The organism is Microbulbifer sp. MLAF003 (assembly GCF_030012965.1).
Classification (GTDB): domain Bacteria; phylum Pseudomonadota; class Gammaproteobacteria; order Pseudomonadales; family Cellvibrionaceae; genus Microbulbifer; species Microbulbifer variabilis.
Genome location: NZ_CP120232.1, coordinates 1,981,044 through 1,997,156, shown reverse-complemented (window position 1 = coordinate 1,997,156; position 16,113 = coordinate 1,981,044). Strand labels below are relative to the sequence as shown.

Here is a 16,113-nt window from a genome sequence, read left to right as displayed (position 1 = left end):
GAAGCATGTTGAGAAAACAGCAACAAATGCAAAGTCCTTCACCGGAAGCCCAGGAGCTATTGGCGCAACTTTACGATATTCAGGAACCGACCCCCATCAGCTGGTGGCCACCGGCTCCCGGTTGGTGGATTCTCGCCACAATACTCTTGTTAAGCGTTTTGGGAATCACCCTGTTAGTCAGATACCAACGTAAAAAAGCGGCGCGCAATCGCTACCGTATTGAGGCTATTAAACTGCTGGAAGCTGTAGATAATACTCAGGCAACAGCTACCGCAGAAATTAATGAGATCCTCAAGCGTGTTGCCGTAACTACCTTTGGTAGATCTCATTGTGGAAACCTCACCGGTGATCAATGGCTGAGCTTCCTGGAGAAATCTGCAGCCCATAAGTGCCCTCCAGATGCACGCCAAGCTCTACTGGAGCAACTCTACCGTGGAGTTTCTGACCCTCGAAATAACCAGGCACTACGCGAATATGCAATCACCTGGGTGAAAATACACGGTCTGCAGTCCCACCAGCCCTCTGCATTAGTACACAAGGAGGCTGCCGGTGTTTGAATTCGCTTGGCCGTGGGTTTTCATTCTCATACCTTTGCCATTACTTGCCCGCTGGCTACTCCCCAGAGCCAAGCCTATCAGCAGCGCTTTAAAGGTTCCTTTTTACGCTGACCTATCCCAGCGCAGTGGCGGCGAGCAGCGCAACTACTTCGGCTTACTATTACTCATTGTGATTTGGCTGCTACTAATAAGTGCCGCCGCTCGACCCCGGTGGTACGGCGAGCCAATCACCCAGACCAGTAGCGCCCGTGATCTTTTAGTCGCAGTAGACATCTCCGGCAGCATGGAAACCCCGGATATGATGCTGGGCGGCCGGCCAGCGATGCGCATAAACGCCGTCAAACAGGTAGTTGGAGATTTTGTAGAACGCCGCCAGGGAGACCGGTTGGGACTAGTGTTGTTTGGTACTCGCGCTTACCTCCAGGCACCTCTCACTTACGACCGGGAAACCGTGGGCACATTATTGCGCGAAGCCCAGATTGGTTTTGCAGGCCAGGGCACTGCTATCGGGGATGCAATAGGTTTATCTGTAAAAAGGCTTACACAGCGCCCCGCGGATCAAAGAGTCCTCATACTCCTAACCGATGGTGCCAATACCGCAGGAGAGGTATCGCCACTAAAAGCGGCAGAGCTGGCACAACAGGCCGGGATTACTGTCTATACCATTGGCGTTGGAGCGGAGGAGATGGTGCAGCCCGGGTTGCTCGGCAGTCGTTTTGGCAGTCGCCGTATTAACCCCTCCCGAGACTTGGATAGCAAAACCCTTCAAGCTATTGCAGATGAAACCGGAGGGCGCTATTTCCGAGCGCACAACCCTCAGGAGCTTGCCAAAATCTACGCTGAGCTGGACGAATTGGAGCCAGTTGAACAGGAAGCGGAAAGTTATCGACCGCTAAAATCGCTGTTTATTTGGCCTCTAGGAATAGCTCTACTGCTTGCAGGAACCTGGGCCATCCTCCCTTTAGCAACCAATATGAGAGAGCTGCAAAGCAGCACCAAACAGAGACTTAATACCGGAGGCAAGGCCCTGTGAGTATTCCAGACCTTCTCCAGACCTTTCATTTCCTACGCCCCTACTGGCTGTGGTTACTAATTCCTGCCGCTCTGATTTGTTGGGGATTGGGAAGGACCATTCTCAACAGCGCACAGTTACAAAAGATTATCGATGCCGATTTGCTACCGCATCTCTTAATGCGTGGCGGCACCAGGCGTCCGTGGCTGTTTGCCCTGATATTTGCCATATTGGCGGCAATGATCATCTCCTTGGCCGGGCCAACCTGGCGAAAATTACCAACGCCGGTATACAGCAGTCAGGATGCCCTAGTCATACTCCTGGACCTGTCTCCATCCATGATGGCGACAGATCTCTCCCCTAACCGCCTAACCAGGGCACGCTTGAAAATCCTGGATATCCTACGCGAGCGCCAGGATGGGCTGACAGCCCTGGTCGCCTATGCCGGCGAGGCCCATGTAGTAACACCGCTCACCGAAGATACTGCTACGATTGCCAACCTGGTGCCTGCCCTATCCCCAGCAATCATGCCTGTGCCTGGCAGTAATATAGAAATGGCAGTCACCACAGGCATTCAGTTATTAAAAGATGGCGCTACCGGGCGCGGTCAGCTCCTGGCTGTCACTGACGGCATTGACCCTATCGCAGCGGATGCTGTGGCAAAGTCTCTTTCGGAGGCCAACGTTGAGCTAAATATTCTCGCGGTCGGTAGCGGCGAAGGCAGCCCCATTCCCCGGGGAAATAGCGGCGGCTTTGTCACCGATAGTAAAGGGGCGATCGTCATTTCCAATTTCGACCCCCGTGAACTCCGCCAGCTCGCTCAAGATAGCGGGGGCCGCTATGCAAAAATCACCGTGAACGACTCTGATATCGAGCACCTTCTTCCCCACTCTGAGAGCCCCCAAAAAGCTGAACTGACCGAAAGGGAATTCGACCAGTGGCGGGATGAGGGCCCTCTGCTCATTCTGCTCATACTGCCATTTGCCGCGCTTTTATTTCGTAAGGGGGCCCTAGCCTGTGCTCTACCCTTTGCATTGCTAGTAGGCTTTCCCAGCGACAGCTATGCGCTGGAATGGAAGGATTTGTGGCAGCGGAAGGACCAGCAGGGCCAGAAACTGCTTAATGAGGGGGAGCCCGGCCAAGCGGCAGAAACTTTCCGCAACCCACAATGGCGCGGCGCCGCCAATTACCGGGCCGGAGACTACGCAGCCGCCCAAAAAGACTTCTCCTTAAATAGCGATCCTCAAGCGCTCTACAACCTCGGCAATAGTCTCGTCCAGCAGGGCAATTACCAGCAGGCAATCGAAGCTTACGATAAGGCCCTGGAACAGGCTCCTCAATTTGCCGACGCAGAGCATAATCGGGAGATCGCGAAAAAGCTGCAGGAGCTGCACGAACGCCAGCAACAACAAGCTCAGCAGCAATCCGGGGAACAACAAAAACAGGAACAACAAGAGCAAGAACAACAGTCCGGAAATCAACAACAGCAAAGTCAACAGGACCAGCAGCAGGAAGACCAGCAACAACCGTCAACTAGTGAATCCCAAGCCTCGCAGCAGGAATCCGAGGGACAGGAGCAAGAACAATCGGCACAGCAACAACAGACTGCAAGCGAGCAGCAGGAAAACCAGGAACAGGAACAACAAAAAGCTCAGCAGGATGAAAAGGAACAAGAAGAGGGGCGGGAACAAGAGCAACCCGCTAATGCGAAGGAAAACACCCTGGACCCAGAAACCCAGCAAGCGCTGGATCAGTGGCTGCGGCAAATCCCTGACGATCCCGCTGGTTTGATGCGTGAGAAATTCAAGTATGAAAGCCTGCAAAGACGCCGGGCCTATCGCAGTGGGGAGTGGGAGCCCCCAGAAAATGGCGCTACGCAGAGGTGGTAAAAGTTCACCACTTATGGATTTCTGAGTGCCCTAATTTCGGAAAAGTTAATGGTACACGTAAACGAAAAGCAAATGATAAACAGCGTATTCAGCCAACTTGGCCTCTATCACCTGTTCTTTTTTTGCTGTTACTTGGTGGCAGCAACCTTAGTTTCGCCAGTGACCTAACAGCCACTGTCGATAGGAATAAAATAGGCATCGATGAAACTGTCAACTTACGTGTGCGCTACTCCGGCGATGAAAACGGCGGGCAACCTGACCTTGAGCAACTTGAGCAGGATTTCGATATCCTCTCCAGACAGCAATCCAATCAATACCGGGTAATAAATGGCCGCGCAGAAAGCTTTGTAGAGTGGACGCTTACACTCGCGCCCAAGCGTGAAGGAAAACTGTTCATACCATCTTTCCACTACAAAGGCCAAGTATCAGATGCGATTCCAGTCACGGTTAGTGAAGCAGGCAATACTCCTGATGGCACCAACCGCAAGGCATTTTTGGAAATTGAGCTGGATAAAGATAAAGCCTATGTACAAGAACAGATACTGGTCAAAGTACGCCTGTACACCACTATTGGCTTACACGATATAGCCACAGAGCCACTCCAGGTTGCCGGTGCTCACGTAGAAAAAGTTGATGAACAGCGCTATGAGCGCAAGCTGGATGGTATTAGCCATGCGGTATACGAGCTTACTTATGCGGTCTTCCCAGATAGCTCCGGTCAACTCTCCATCCCTGCTCTGACTTATGTAGCCATTGCTGGGCGCAGAGATCCCTTCTCTCTGTTTAATCGAAATAGCCAACGCCTACGCCTGCGCTCACAAGCGAAAACAATAGAAGTGCTTCCGAAGCCGGATAGTTATAGTGGAATTGACTGGCTACCAGCTGCGAGCCTGGGGATCGTGCAGAGTTGGAGTCAGGACCCAGATACATTTACTGTCGGCGAGCCTATCACTCGCATCCTCACTATTCGCGCTGAAGGTCTGAGAGCCGCCCAACTCCCACCATTGCCCAAGCTTGACGTAGAAGGGCTTAAGACTTATCCAGACCAACCCCAACAAGAGGACCAGGTTGGCCCAAATGGAGTAACCGGCAGCCGTATAGAAACCACTGCAATCGTTGCCACCCAGCCTGGTGACTACCAACTCCCCGCTATTACTGTTACCTGGTGGGACACCAAGAGTAAAAAACAGCGGGCCACTCAGTTACCAGCTTTTCGTTTTAATGTCAGTGGTACAGCAGCAACCTCACCGCAAAATCAAGAACCTGGTCAATTACCCTCCCCGGCCTCTAACACTACAAGCCTAGAAATCCAGGACTACTTTTGGCGCAACTTGGCTATAGCGGCAATCGCATCACACTTACTGTGGGTTATCTATTTTTACCGAACTCGCTGGAACAGCCACAGGCCAAACAGCCACCAAACTCCGAGGAATACGGCGGCACAGCGAGAATCAGCTCTAAGGAGGGCTGTGGATAGTGGAACACCGTTATACATCCAAAAAGCTCTTTTAGATTGGATTCATGTACGCTGGCCCCAGCTAAGAGGCAGCAACCTCACAGAAAGTACCCAACAATTAGCTTTTGAAGAGCTTGAAGAGCTTCATGGACTCTTAAGCGCAGCTATATATCAAGAACAGCCACGGCCGTTGAATCAACAGAAAGTCAAAGTTTTAGTGGAACGGTTGCTGGAAAAGCAATTGCCTTTTTCGGAAAGCACAGAAGAAGAATCTTTACCGAAATTATTTACCTAAGTAATACCTCCGCCCACAAAAAAGACTGCAAACATGCACCCCTCCAAAAAGAGGGGTGAGCTCTACTATTATCACTTAATATTTTTTTGATAAAGGAAGTTTATCTACTCATAACATCAAGCAACAAAGAATCAAACCACTATAAAATCTCACCACTGGTGCGGACGCCCCCTAAACACACTCTTGACCTTAACGTTTAGAGTGACCTATCTAAGCACCAACAAAAAGAACTATTGTTAAAAGTGCACCTCTTTTCCTGTGGCATTTTCAATGATTTTTTGGGGTACAGAGATAAATCCCAATCAGGGAAATCTAATTAACTGAAAAAATACAGGACAGACCATACGAATCATAGCATCCATATTAAAAAGCTTACCACTGAGAAGTTGCCCAGGCCGCAACAAACAGAACCTCAGGATAACTTTCCATTGGTGCAAATCTTAAAAATCTATAGCCCATCACTCTACCTAGCTGAAAACCTTCTAACCCTATAACTATAAATAAATTAGAGTTCTAGACCCGCAGCTTAAATACACACTAACTAGTTTTTTGCCAATTTAATTTAGAGCGGCAAATCTCATAAAAATTATGATCTAAAGGATGAATCAATGTTAATCGATGTGGCTTTTTATGAATTCTAATTACATCTCCAGGCCGCGTAATAACCTGATCATGTCCATCACAAGTGACATATGGCTTAGCAATATTATGTTCACCAATTATGAGTTTAAACTCACTGCTACCTTCCACAACTATAGGACGACTGCTTAGCGTATGAGGATTAAGAGGCACCAGGACAATTGCATCTAGCTTAGGGTGCATAATAGGCCCCCCACCAGAAAGCGCATAGGCTGTTGAGCCTGTTGGAGTGGAAACGATTAAACCATCCGATCTCTGTGTATATACGAACTGACCATCAATATACAAATCAAATTCAATCATCCGAATAAACTCACCCGGATGGAGCACCACATCATTGAGAGCAGCCCCCTTGCCAACTTGCTTTCCGGCTCTCGTGACAGACATATCTAATAAAAATCGACTCTCAGCCATATACTTACCAGACAACACCTCCCCAACCTTTTCTTCAACCTGGCCTGGCATAATATCTGTTAAGAAACCTAAACGTCCCCGATTAACCCCCAATAGCGGAACACTATACTTAGCAAGCGCCCTAGCTGCCCCAAGAAGACTTCCGTCACCACCAACAACAATAACTAAATCACACAATTCGCCAAGCCGCTCCTTGGAAGACACTCTAACATTGTGCCCTGATAGCGCCTCTGCCGTATTAGTTTCCAGAACTATTGAATAACCTTCTTTTTGAAGGAATGACATTAAGCGCTCGAGTGATATAACTGCACTCTCACTTTCTGTACGACCAATTAGACCTATATTTTGAAACTCAGTCACCATTCCCCCTATACATATTTAGTACCCCTCAACAGCCAGCTGAATACCCGCTCAGTCGATACTAACTGGCTAGGTGAAACCCCGAGAGCCCAAACCCCCATTATGCCGGAGACTAACTTTTCAGTCGAACTTGCAGAAGTCAGGAGAAAGTACAAAGTCATCATAGACTACGACGCACACTTTCCCGACAACCTTGTAGATTTAAGAGGTTCATTACGTCACCTCACCTAATATTTGAGCAACTCCTATTCATAACCGCGCCTTCCCTGAAGGCCCCCGGAATGAACTATAAGAACACGCTCCCCATGAGAGATATTTCCACTATTATTAATCTTTTGAAGGGCATTAAATAACTTCACAATATAAACAGACTCAATCGGGATCCCAGAGTGATCTTCGAGTATACGTTGTAACTCTCTTAATTCCGCTGAGAGCTTCCCATAGCCTCCTCCATGATATCCCCCCAACAAACACCCCATTCTTTCATTAGACAAGAGGTGAGGCACTTGCACTCCAGCCTGGATACTCTTGTTAATCTCTGAAGATTGGCCAAGCACAGTAAGCCAATGTTGTGCGCTTTTCCGAACACTCTCCCCTGCTTTTAAAACCTCAACCCCAACAACAGACGATCTCTGAATACTTGAACTAAGCCCAGCAAAGGTAGCTCCAGTCCCACAGGCTACCCAAACTTGATCAAAATCTACTGGCGCCGTGCACTCTATTACACGTCCCAATAATTGAGCACCTCGCACGCCAGCCAGATTAGAGCCCCCCTCAGGTACAAAGTAGACGCCTTGATTTTCAAGCCCCAACTCCTCTATAAAGCCCGATTCATAGCGTCGTCGATACTGCGCTCTTGTTACAAAAATTAATTTCATTCCAAGGCGTTCAGCATCCCGTAAAGTAGCACTAAGCACCGGCGGCCTTTCACCGCGAATAATACCTATAGTATTAATGCCAAAGCGAGCTCCAGAGGCTGCAACTGAGTGTATATGGTTTGACCAAGCCCCGCCGCATGTAACAATTGTCTCAGCCCTTTGATTTCTGGCCTCAATCAAATTATGGATAAGTTTGTAAGCCTTATTTCCTGATATTAGTGGATCGATCAAATCGTCACGCCTGACCCAAACATCCAAACCAGGAAACAAGCCGCCTCTAACCTGCTGGTATGGAATTCGAAAAGCTGCATCAGTAAATACCTGAAGATCTAGTCGGTCTAAAAAATGGGGCATCATGGACAAACCTTATAAAAAACTATTATGCCTATTTGGGGGGCACCTATCAGATACATTAATCTTATTATCCGCTCTGCCAAGAGCATTTCCCTTTACCAACTTAAACCAAAACATCAATATTCTAATTAGGCACACATTAATGTTTTTAAAACCACGAGGCGACAATTAATCCAAAAGAAATTGAGGTGTACTAAAGAACAAGCTTCCACATCATAACCAAGCCAGCCTATAGCCTGCATTTCAACTGAAAAAGGCTTCGGTACGAATGGGCCAATATCACCATATCCAAAAAGCGGCTTCAATTTAGATGCAGTAGTTCATACAATAATTTTTCGAGCAGATGCCGTGCCAAACAATTGTCGGAATACATAAAAATAACTACAAAATGCAAAAGCTTCAGCCAGGTTCATGTGGTGCAGTAACGACAGCTAGCCTCGCAATGCGACTTCCGCATAAACCTACTTCCGGGGAGACTGACCTGCAGCCCTATCTTGCACCAGGTCCAATTCTGTAGTCACCTCAAATCAACAAGGAATATGAACCCACCTTAAATTACTGAACTGCCAGTAAAATGACTATATATCCATAACCATACACCTCAAAGCCCCCTGAAGGAACAATCTACCTAAAAGGGGATGGGGGTGAAGATTGTCGGCAGGTATGATACTTCCGGCTAGCAGGCGGTATTTAACTAGAACTCAGGCCTTTATAGGCAGAGCAAGAAACTCAGAAGCTTGCCACATAACCGATATGACTTGTGAGTATATTAACAGCTGAAGGTCGAAAATTATTCAATATCGGCGACCACAGAAATGTTTCCCCAGCCTAAACAGCCACAAAAAAGGCCCGCACTTTCGTGCGGGCCTTTTTTAATCTGGCGGACCGGACGGGACTCGAACCCGCGACCTCCGGCGTGACAGGCCGGCATTCTAACCAACTGAACTACCGGTCCTCGGTAGCAAACTTCTTAGAAAGAAGTTGGTGGGTGGTACAGGGGTCGAACCTGTGACCTACGGCTTGTAAGGCCGTCGCTCTCCCAACTGAGCTAACCACCCGATGCTCTTTTCTTTAAGGGCCTTGCCCCCTTGAGCGAGGCGCATATTACCGGATTGGAATTTATTGTCAACAATTTTCGCGCCAAAAGTAAGAGTTACTAATCTTGGGCCTCTTCAGAGGGAGCAGAAACCGGTGCAGCCATCACATCCACCTCATCCACACTCACCTCCTGCATAATTTTGCCCTGCCGATAGTCGGGATCAATCAAGTGACCAGCTATCTTCACAGGGATTTCCATTGGAATTAACTGCTCCTTAGGACGCGCCAAATCCTGCTCATTGAAGTTACACACCCCAGTAGGAAAAATGCGCAGCAAATCATCAATTCGTCCAGTAATTTCTTCCGTGTGAGGACCATATACGCCTTTTGCCAAGGCTCTCTCTACAGGCTGTAATGCACACTTGAAAATATCATCAGTAATCGGTGCACCGGCCACCTGCCTGGAAGTGCTATGAATCGGGTACTCGCGCATACATTTCCCGGAAGCCAAGCCGTTCCATTCACCATTCCAAACTTCAGGGCCAGCCGCTAGTACATTGCCCTCCCGGTCAAAGCAGCGGTCGTTGGCACCTTCAGGCCGATTGCCTACCACACCCTTCGAAGGATTATTAATAATGTTCTGCATCCAGCGATCAACTATATCGAGCGCTTCATCCACTGGGTTGTGGTCCTTGTGACTCACCCAGATCAAGTGGTTGTCTGCATGACCCCGAGCACGGCGAATACGCTCACGTGCAGAAAAAGAAGCTGAGCTATGGTGCATATCGGGCTCTTTATCCAGATAGTGGCGCATATCCACTATCGGAATCTCAACATCTCCTAGAAAAACATGGCCCGACCGGTAGATCCCATTAATCGCCTCCATACTTGCGCGGCTCCGTTTTGCCGGCTTTGCAATTGTACCCAAGTTTAAATTTTGCTCGCTCCAAACAGATAGCTTCACTGGCAATAAGCCTCCGTTTAGAAACCACAACTTTTCATCACTCTGGTTTTCCTGTGCCTTCCACCCTCCAATAGATGCATTCACCTTTAAAAAGGTATCGATGCTTATATCCCCATTTACCAGTGCCTTTAAACCATACTGAACACCTTCATTATCCCAAGTACTATTGGCATAACCATTCTCTCCAGCGCCATAGAATTGACGCAGGTTCTCCCAATGAGTCCAGTGGACATTATCTACAACAGAGGTAGAAAAACTCTTAAAAAAATGTACAAAGTTAGGGTTGTTAACCAAGGGCACCAGCCCTCGCCACCCTTCCACACACTCCGTTGCCCCTCGAGCTCGGTTCCTATAGCGGCTATCAAATAAAGAAGCTGCAACGTTGATCATGTGGAAGCGACTATTCACTTCAGGGTTAGCAGCGAGCCCCTGAAGAATTGAACGCTCCTCTACACTCTTCCAGCGAGGATTATCGGCATCCTGCACATCAAAGAAGTATTCCAGCGGCTCACAATCGAATGCGTAGATAGTCTGAGTGACCATATCCGGATACGAGTAGAGAGGGATTACAGCATCCAATAAACCAGGGGCATTTTGGGCAAACAAGTACTGCTGGATAGCCCCCCCGATCCACCTATACCCACTGTATACATTGGCTCGCCATAAAGGGCTTCGAACTGCTTCTTTAATCGACGCGCTGTATCCTCCGCCAGCCACATATTGTAGTGGTTGCGGGTTTGGTTTGCTGTCGAGTAAACAATTGCATATCCACGCGCCAACTGATCCACTCGCCGCCTGGTTACATCGCCTTTATTGAGGTTACCTTGGCGCCCCCCAATACCGACACCTCCCCTAAATTGATAAATCAACCGCCGGTTCCAATTGCTGCCATTAGGTGCCTCTGCAGTTTCCCCATCCCCCCGCAAAGCAGCAATCGCATAGAAATGCCGATTTATAGTGCCTGTCTCTACGCGTATAATGAAATCCACTTGGCGCCCATTTACAGTCACTTTATCAATATCATTTCGCGCCTCAAACAGATAGCGAAACTTTCCATCAGTTGTACTGCGATAGAAATAGGTAACCTCAGTTGCATGACTACAGTCGCGACTATATCCAATAACTTCCTTTGTTTTTTCGCCTGCCTCATTCAGCGCAAAAACAGGTACCCCCTCTTTCACCTGGTTATCGACCAACGGCTGTTTATTCGTAATGGCATTTCTACCGCAAAAGAATGGATACTTGGATGGACCGGTAAACAGGGTCTCCACAGGGCCAACTTCACCTATCGAGATCGGAAATGGAAAGTATTCTGGCGGGCGAGACATCATCCTCGGATGAGGACCAGTATATGCAGGTGTAGGGTCATAATTTAGTGCGCCACTAGGCACCCCCAGTACAGGAGCATCTACTTTTCCATGTACTTTTGGCAGCTTCTCATACGCAACCCACGCAACTGCTCCCAACACAGCCAGCAAGAACAAGAAAAAAACTGAGAGAAACCATGCTCCCCTTGTCGACATAAACGCCTCCACAGCCGTCAACTTCTGTATCTGGTACAGGTTGATTATATGAAGGGATAAGCAAGGCAGCCGCTAGTTGGCGCCGGTCAGGACATCTAGGGCCAAAGTATCAGTAGCCGGAAGCAGATATCTTATCTATGGAAAGTCAAATCAAGTAGTTATTGAAAGTTAAAAAGGAGGCGCTATGGCCCCCTATCAAGACGAACTTAAGGAAATAAATTAGCCTTTAGTGATGACGCCTTTCTCCTGCAATGTAGAGATAATCATCTCCACTTCTTGTTCAAGAGTCATTTCAGCAGTGTTTAGGTGTAGCTCAGGGGAGAGCGGGGCCTCATAGGGATCATCAATGCCTGTGAAACCTTTGATCTCTCCGGCTCTAGCCTTTTTGTATAACCCTTTCGGGTCCCGCGACTCAGCCTCTTCAAGAGGACAATCCACAAAAACTTCTAGGTAAGGAAGATCGCCAGATTCGTGTATTTTTCTGACCATGTCACGATCATCACGGTATGGACTAATAAAGCTACTCAATACCACAACCCCGGTATCTGCAAAAAGCTTGGAGATCTCACCTACCCGACGGATGTTCTCCTGTCGATCTTCAGCAGAGAAGCCAAGGTTGGAGTTGATACCCAGGCGAATATTGTCCCCATCCAAGCGATAACTTAGCACGCCCCTAGCGGCCAGAGCCCTTTCTACAGCAACTGCCACAGTGCTCTTGCCAGAACCAGACAAACCAGTGAACCAAAGGGTCGCGCCTTTGTGACCAAGGATTTCCGCCCTTTTCTCCCTAGTCACTTCACCCTCATGCCAATGAACATTGGTCGCTTTGCGTTCAACTGTAGTAGTCACCGATCACTCCAAGATTTCACATACCATTCCTATGCACCCCACCATTAGCACTAAGTACCAACTAGCGGGGAAGTTTGGGCGCCAATTATCAAGGATTCAAGGGGATGACGTAAAGGGATTGCTTATAGCTATTTTGGGGGCGGAGGTTCATCCAGTGAATAATAAATGGCGAACTAAATTGCCCCAAAAGCCAAAAAAAGGAAAAAACGACTATTTAGAAAGGGAGAAATTCCCCAATTCCATTGGATAGCCCCAAAATTACTCTCCCAGGCTCAGCCACCAACTCAGCTAGACTTCACCCACCTAATATAAGGTCGCAGTATCCACAAGCTATGGGGAGAGGTCCAAGATGGGGCGAATCATCATATTATGCGGTGATTTTACTGAAGATTATGAACTGGCAGTTCCATTCCATTGCCTGAAGATGCTAGGACATGAAGTGAAAACCACTAGCCCTGGCAAAGTTGACGGCCAATACATCACTACATGCATCCACGACTTCAACGATCGCTATCAAGCGGTTACAGAGTGGGAGGGGCACCGATTTATCGTTGATAGAGCATTAAATGGGGTAGATGCGAATGACTACGATGCTATCATACTTCCCGGAGGCCGCGCCTGCGAAACCTTGAGAAACGATCCACTCGTCAAATCACTAGTAATAGCTTTTGCAGAATCCCAGAAAGTCGTAGCGACAATCTGTCGAGGACTCCAGATTCTACTCGCCACGGGCCTAATGAAAGACCTACCAGTAACTGGTCACCCTGTATGCCAGGCTGAGGCAAGCTTAGCAGGGGCACACTGGAAAAAGTTGAGTTTTGATGAGACGCTTGTTAACAAGAATTTCGTGATGGGCACAGAATGGCCAGGGTTATACGCATGGCTTCGTGATATTCGGACAGCTCTAAAGAGTGAGTCTCCCAGCTAACAACTAGGTAAACCCATTTTAAGTATCTTTGTTAATGCTAGAGAAAGCCTCTTATCTTATCTCTTGCTGACTGGCCATCGCTGCCCGATGAAAAGATCGAGCTACTCTCGAGCTTTTGTAGAAATCAACTTATCCAACACGGACCCTGTAACAGCGTGTGTGGCTCGACCCATTGATTCCAGCTGAAATGTAATTACTATTCCGAGCCTGATCGAAGGCACTCTAAGCCACAACATGTTGAGCCAGCCCCCAGCAGGGCACCTCAAATTACGGTAGCTTCGAGTTAGAAACCTGTAGCCTCATATAGTCAAGTTTCGGCTACAGGTGAGGAAAAATTGCCTTTTTGGTCACACAAAAAAATTAATTAATCTATTACCAATGAAGGAATAAAATGAAGTACTTCCTAGATGCGCTAAGTAAATATGCAGACTTCTCTGGACGCGCCCGTCGCACTGAATTTTGGATGTTTACCCTGGTTTATTTTGTACTTTCCATCGGTATAAGCATACTAGATGCTGCGCTTGGTGCCGGGTTCCTTGCAATCTTATTTGCCCTTGCAATGCTAGTCCCAACTATCAGCATCACTGCACGCCGCCTACATGACACTGGTAGAAGTGGTTGGTGGCAGCTTTTGAGTCTGATACCTCTTATTGGCGGAATAGTTCTAATTATTTTTCTAGTACTTGATAGTACAGAGGAGAATAAATGGGGCATCAGCCCAAAATTTGCATAATTGATATGTAGGCAAGTTAAATTATTGATGTGGCCTAGACTCAAATAGGCCGCATCATTCCCCTCGCCCACTCCAGGCCTAGCTTTTGCAAAAATTATTAAATTCCTCAAAATTATATAATTTTGTATATCCTCGATATAGAGCTATGCAAGCCAGAGTCCCTCTTGAGCATTTTGAAATGCCTTGAACTAATAAATTAACCTGTTGGGCAGGGTGGACTACAACTCAACAGCGACTCTTTATAATACCCATCTATTTTCCAACCCCACCCCTGCCGTCTCCCACTGAGCATTTAACAGGAACCCAAACCACCCCTAATCAATGTAACCACTTATTGCAAGAATAACACTGCCAAACCGAAGTTAAGACAACTCTGATCTCTTTAGCCCTGCATTATGTATGGGCTCTTTAAGGCCCTCATGAAGAAACTCGTAACTAGCCTTAGGCCGCTTATCCACGTCGCTGTAAATTAGAGCAATCCTGTTTTTACATGCAATATGTCTTTCAAGCGAACAAGTGCAATAAAGCCTCGTTAATCTGGTTAAAGATATCGGGGTCATGCTAACCTCTGACTCCTATAGGTAATTGAAAAACCCTACATTTCATGGGGTTTGGCTTTGAGAAAGGGGGTATTAGCCGATGGCAAAGAGCGTTTTGGATAGGTTCAAGATTCGCAAGGGAAAGGTTTTTGAGGCACCGCTGGAAGAAGCATTTGGCCGCCTGGTTACTCCATTTGAAGAGTTTATCCATCGCCAAAGCAGCAGTGGAATTTTGCTAATGCTATCAGCACTGGCAGCGCTTATTATCGCTAACTCCCCCTTCAAGATGCCTATAAGCACCTACTGCATATGCCTATCAGCTTAGGTACAGGTGATTGGGAGCTTTCTCTGTCTTTGCACCACTGGATCAATGACGGCCTGATGGCCATCTTCTTTTTTCTAGTGGGGCTGGAGCTTAAACGTGAATTTCTTGTAGGAGAGCTCTCCGACCTGCGTCAAGCTGTATTACCTGTAATGGCAGCTATCGGCGGCATGCTAGTACCTGCTTTAGTTTATACCTCTTTTAATATTGGCGGAGAGGCAGGGCGTGGATGGGGTATCCCCATGGCTACTGATATCGCTTTCGCAGTAGGATGCATTGCGTTACTAGGGAACAGGGTTCCCCGTGCAGTGGTCACTTTCCTGGTTGCCCTAGCTATTGTTGATGACCTCGGCGCAATCCTCGTGATCGCCATCTGGTATACCGAGCAGGTGAACGTTATAGCTCTAATCGCATCTGGAAGCCTAATTGTAATAATGGGGCTTCTTAACGCTGCCGGCGTACGTCGATCATCAGCCTACGTATTCCTTGGGATACTATTATGGTATGGACTTTACTTAGCAGGCGTTCATGCCACGCTTGCGGGCGTCATTACCGCTATGGCATTACCTGCCAAGCCAAAATATGATCCTGTTGCTTTTAGCACATTTGTAAAGGATATTATCCGCAGCTTTGACCGCTGCTTCCGCCCAGGTGATAAGATTATTGCCAACGATGCACTACGCGCGCGCGTTATGGCCCTGGGTAATGGCGTGAGCCTCGCCCAATCCCCCTGCAGCGTATGGAAACCCGTTTACATATCCCTGTTGGCTTTCTTGTAATCCCAATATTCGCCCTCGCCAATGCTGGCATCCCATTCGATAGCTTTAGTAGCTCAGCGGCAGTTTTTAACCCAGTTACTCTTGGAGTTATAGGAGGCTTGGTCTTTGGCAAGCTCGTGGGTATTGTGGGCGCAACCTGGATTGGCTGGAAGTTAGGATGGGGGAGATTACCCAAGGCAGCTAATTTTCAACATATAATCGGTGTGGCATTGCTCGCAGGTATCGGCTTTACCATGTCAATCTTTATCGCCGAGCTTGCGTTTAGCTCTCAGTATGAGCTACTAATTCAGGCCAAAGCTGGCATTCTACTAGCCTCTGTAATAGCTGGAACCGCTGGCTTCCTGGTATTACGCAATGCTCCTGCAACCACTACCATTGATGATGAAGAGGCTCAAGGCGACGACTTCGATTATCCAACTCAATCTTTATCCCAGTAAACATTAGCTTTAGCGCAACCTAGAAAACTGAATCAAGCACTTCTTTGGCCGAGTAAATTCTTGTTACTCGGCCTTTCAATTCTACGTTCTGTAATAATTAACCATGACAACAAGCGCACGCTGAAGTTAATGATCGAGATCACCACC

Annotated in this window: 12 protein-coding genes, 2 tRNA genes and 1 pseudogene; 9 read left to right on the top strand and 6 right to left on the bottom strand. The window is 47.8% G+C overall.

The window, feature by feature from the left end; translation table 11 throughout:
* The first annotated feature begins 5 nt into the window (after positions 1-5).
* The 4 genes from P3339_RS09790 to P3339_RS09775 are packed head-to-tail and all read left to right on the top strand — an operon-like array spanning position 6 to position 5,209.
* A complete protein-coding gene (locus P3339_RS09790; RefSeq protein ID WP_282953253.1) occupies positions 6-557 on the top strand; it encodes a DUF4381 domain-containing protein in 552 nt (183 codons plus the stop codon).
* Complete coding sequence (locus P3339_RS09785; RefSeq protein ID WP_020413118.1) at positions 550-1,590, top strand: vWA domain-containing protein; 1,041 nt, start codon at positions 550-552, stop codon at positions 1,588-1,590. The genes P3339_RS09790 and P3339_RS09785 overlap by 8 nt, the downstream gene beginning before the upstream one ends.
* Complete coding sequence (locus tag P3339_RS09780; RefSeq protein ID WP_020413119.1) at positions 1,587-3,458, top strand: VWA domain-containing protein; 1,872 nt, start codon at positions 1,587-1,589, stop codon at positions 3,456-3,458. Before P3339_RS09785 ends, P3339_RS09780 begins: the two co-directional genes overlap by 4 nt.
* Positions 3,419-5,209 carry a BatD family protein gene (locus tag P3339_RS09775; RefSeq protein ID WP_282953252.1) on the top strand — a complete coding sequence of 597 codons (1,791 nt, stop codon included), beginning with the start codon at positions 3,419-3,421 and terminating at the stop codon, positions 5,207-5,209. The genes P3339_RS09780 and P3339_RS09775 overlap by 40 nt, the downstream gene beginning before the upstream one ends.
* A 537-nt stretch (positions 5,210-5,746) precedes the next feature.
* Here the strand turns inward: P3339_RS09775 and P3339_RS09770 are convergent.
* The 6 genes and pseudogenes from P3339_RS09770 to cysC all read right to left on the bottom strand — a co-directional run bounded on the left by P3339_RS09770 (position 5,747) and on the right by cysC (position 12,228).
* A complete protein-coding gene (locus P3339_RS09770) occupies positions 5,747-6,622 on the bottom strand; it encodes an NAD(+) kinase (protein WP_026305068.1) in 876 nt (291 codons plus the stop codon).
* Between the two features lie 245 nt (positions 6,623-6,867).
* Complete coding sequence (locus tag P3339_RS09765; protein ID WP_282953251.1) at positions 6,868-7,857, bottom strand: 1-aminocyclopropane-1-carboxylate deaminase/D-cysteine desulfhydrase; 990 nt, start codon at positions 7,855-7,857, stop codon at positions 6,868-6,870.
* An 875-nt stretch (positions 7,858-8,732) separates the two neighbouring features.
* Positions 8,733-8,809: transfer RNA gene (locus P3339_RS09760), tRNA-Asp, on the bottom strand.
* 27 nt (positions 8,810-8,836) lie between these two features.
* Positions 8,837-8,912, bottom strand: a tRNA-Val gene (locus tag P3339_RS09755).
* A 98-nt stretch (positions 8,913-9,010) separates the two neighbouring features.
* A pseudogene (locus tag P3339_RS09750) lies at positions 9,011-11,184 on the bottom strand (DUF6351 family protein).
* 414 nt (positions 11,185-11,598) lie between these two features.
* Positions 11,599-12,228: an adenylyl-sulfate kinase gene (gene cysC, locus P3339_RS09745; protein ID WP_282953250.1), complete on the bottom strand. Its 630-nt coding sequence runs from the start codon at positions 12,226-12,228 to the stop codon at positions 11,599-11,601.
* A gap of 349 nt (positions 12,229-12,577) precedes the next feature.
* Between cysC and P3339_RS09740 the strand changes: the two genes are divergently transcribed.
* The 5 genes from P3339_RS09740 (at position 12,578) to P3339_RS09720 (ending at position 15,966) form a co-directional block, all read left to right on the top strand.
* The gene (locus tag P3339_RS09740; RefSeq protein WP_282953249.1) at positions 12,578-13,156 is read left to right on the top strand and encodes a DJ-1/PfpI family protein; all 579 of its coding nucleotides are present in this window, start codon (positions 12,578-12,580) and stop codon (positions 13,154-13,156) included.
* Positions 13,157-13,547: 391 nt separating this feature from the next.
* Complete coding sequence (locus tag P3339_RS09735; protein WP_020413126.1) at positions 13,548-13,889, top strand: DUF805 domain-containing protein; 342 nt, start codon at positions 13,548-13,550, stop codon at positions 13,887-13,889.
* Between the two features lie 639 nt (positions 13,890-14,528).
* Positions 14,529-14,753: a hypothetical protein gene (locus tag P3339_RS09730; protein ID WP_282953248.1), complete on the top strand. Its 225-nt coding sequence runs from the start codon at positions 14,529-14,531 to the stop codon at positions 14,751-14,753.
* Positions 14,738-15,529, top strand: a complete 792-nt coding sequence (locus P3339_RS09725) for a Na+/H+ antiporter NhaA (RefSeq protein ID WP_282953247.1) — start codon at positions 14,738-14,740, stop codon at positions 15,527-15,529. Before P3339_RS09730 ends, P3339_RS09725 begins: the two co-directional genes overlap by 16 nt.
* Positions 15,490-15,966, top strand: a complete 477-nt coding sequence (locus P3339_RS09720) for a Na+/H+ antiporter NhaA (RefSeq protein ID WP_282953246.1) — start codon at positions 15,490-15,492, stop codon at positions 15,964-15,966. Before P3339_RS09725 ends, P3339_RS09720 begins: the two co-directional genes overlap by 40 nt.
* Positions 15,967-16,113: the final 147 nt, after the last annotated feature.

What these genes read in the sequence shown, in the direction of transcription:
- P3339_RS09790 (WP_282953253.1), top strand. Translation starts at nt 6, where the DNA reads ATGTTGAGAAAACAGCAACAAATGCAAAGTCCTTCACCGGAAGCCCAG.
- P3339_RS09765 (WP_282953251.1), bottom strand. Translation starts at nt 7,857, where the DNA reads ATGATGCCCCATTTTTTAGACCGACTAGATCTTCAGGTATTTACTGAT.
- P3339_RS09740 (WP_282953249.1), top strand. Translation starts at nt 12,578, where the DNA reads ATGGGGCGAATCATCATATTATGCGGTGATTTTACTGAAGATTATGAA.
- P3339_RS09735 (WP_020413126.1), top strand. Translation starts at nt 13,548, where the DNA reads ATGAAGTACTTCCTAGATGCGCTAAGTAAATATGCAGACTTCTCTGGA.
- P3339_RS09730 (WP_282953248.1), top strand. Translation starts at nt 14,529, where the DNA reads ATGGCAAAGAGCGTTTTGGATAGGTTCAAGATTCGCAAGGGAAAGGTT.
- P3339_RS09725 (WP_282953247.1), top strand. Translation starts at nt 14,738, where the DNA reads ATGCCTATCAGCTTAGGTACAGGTGATTGGGAGCTTTCTCTGTCTTTG.
- P3339_RS09720 (WP_282953246.1), top strand. Translation starts at nt 15,490, where the DNA reads ATGGAAACCCGTTTACATATCCCTGTTGGCTTTCTTGTAATCCCAATA.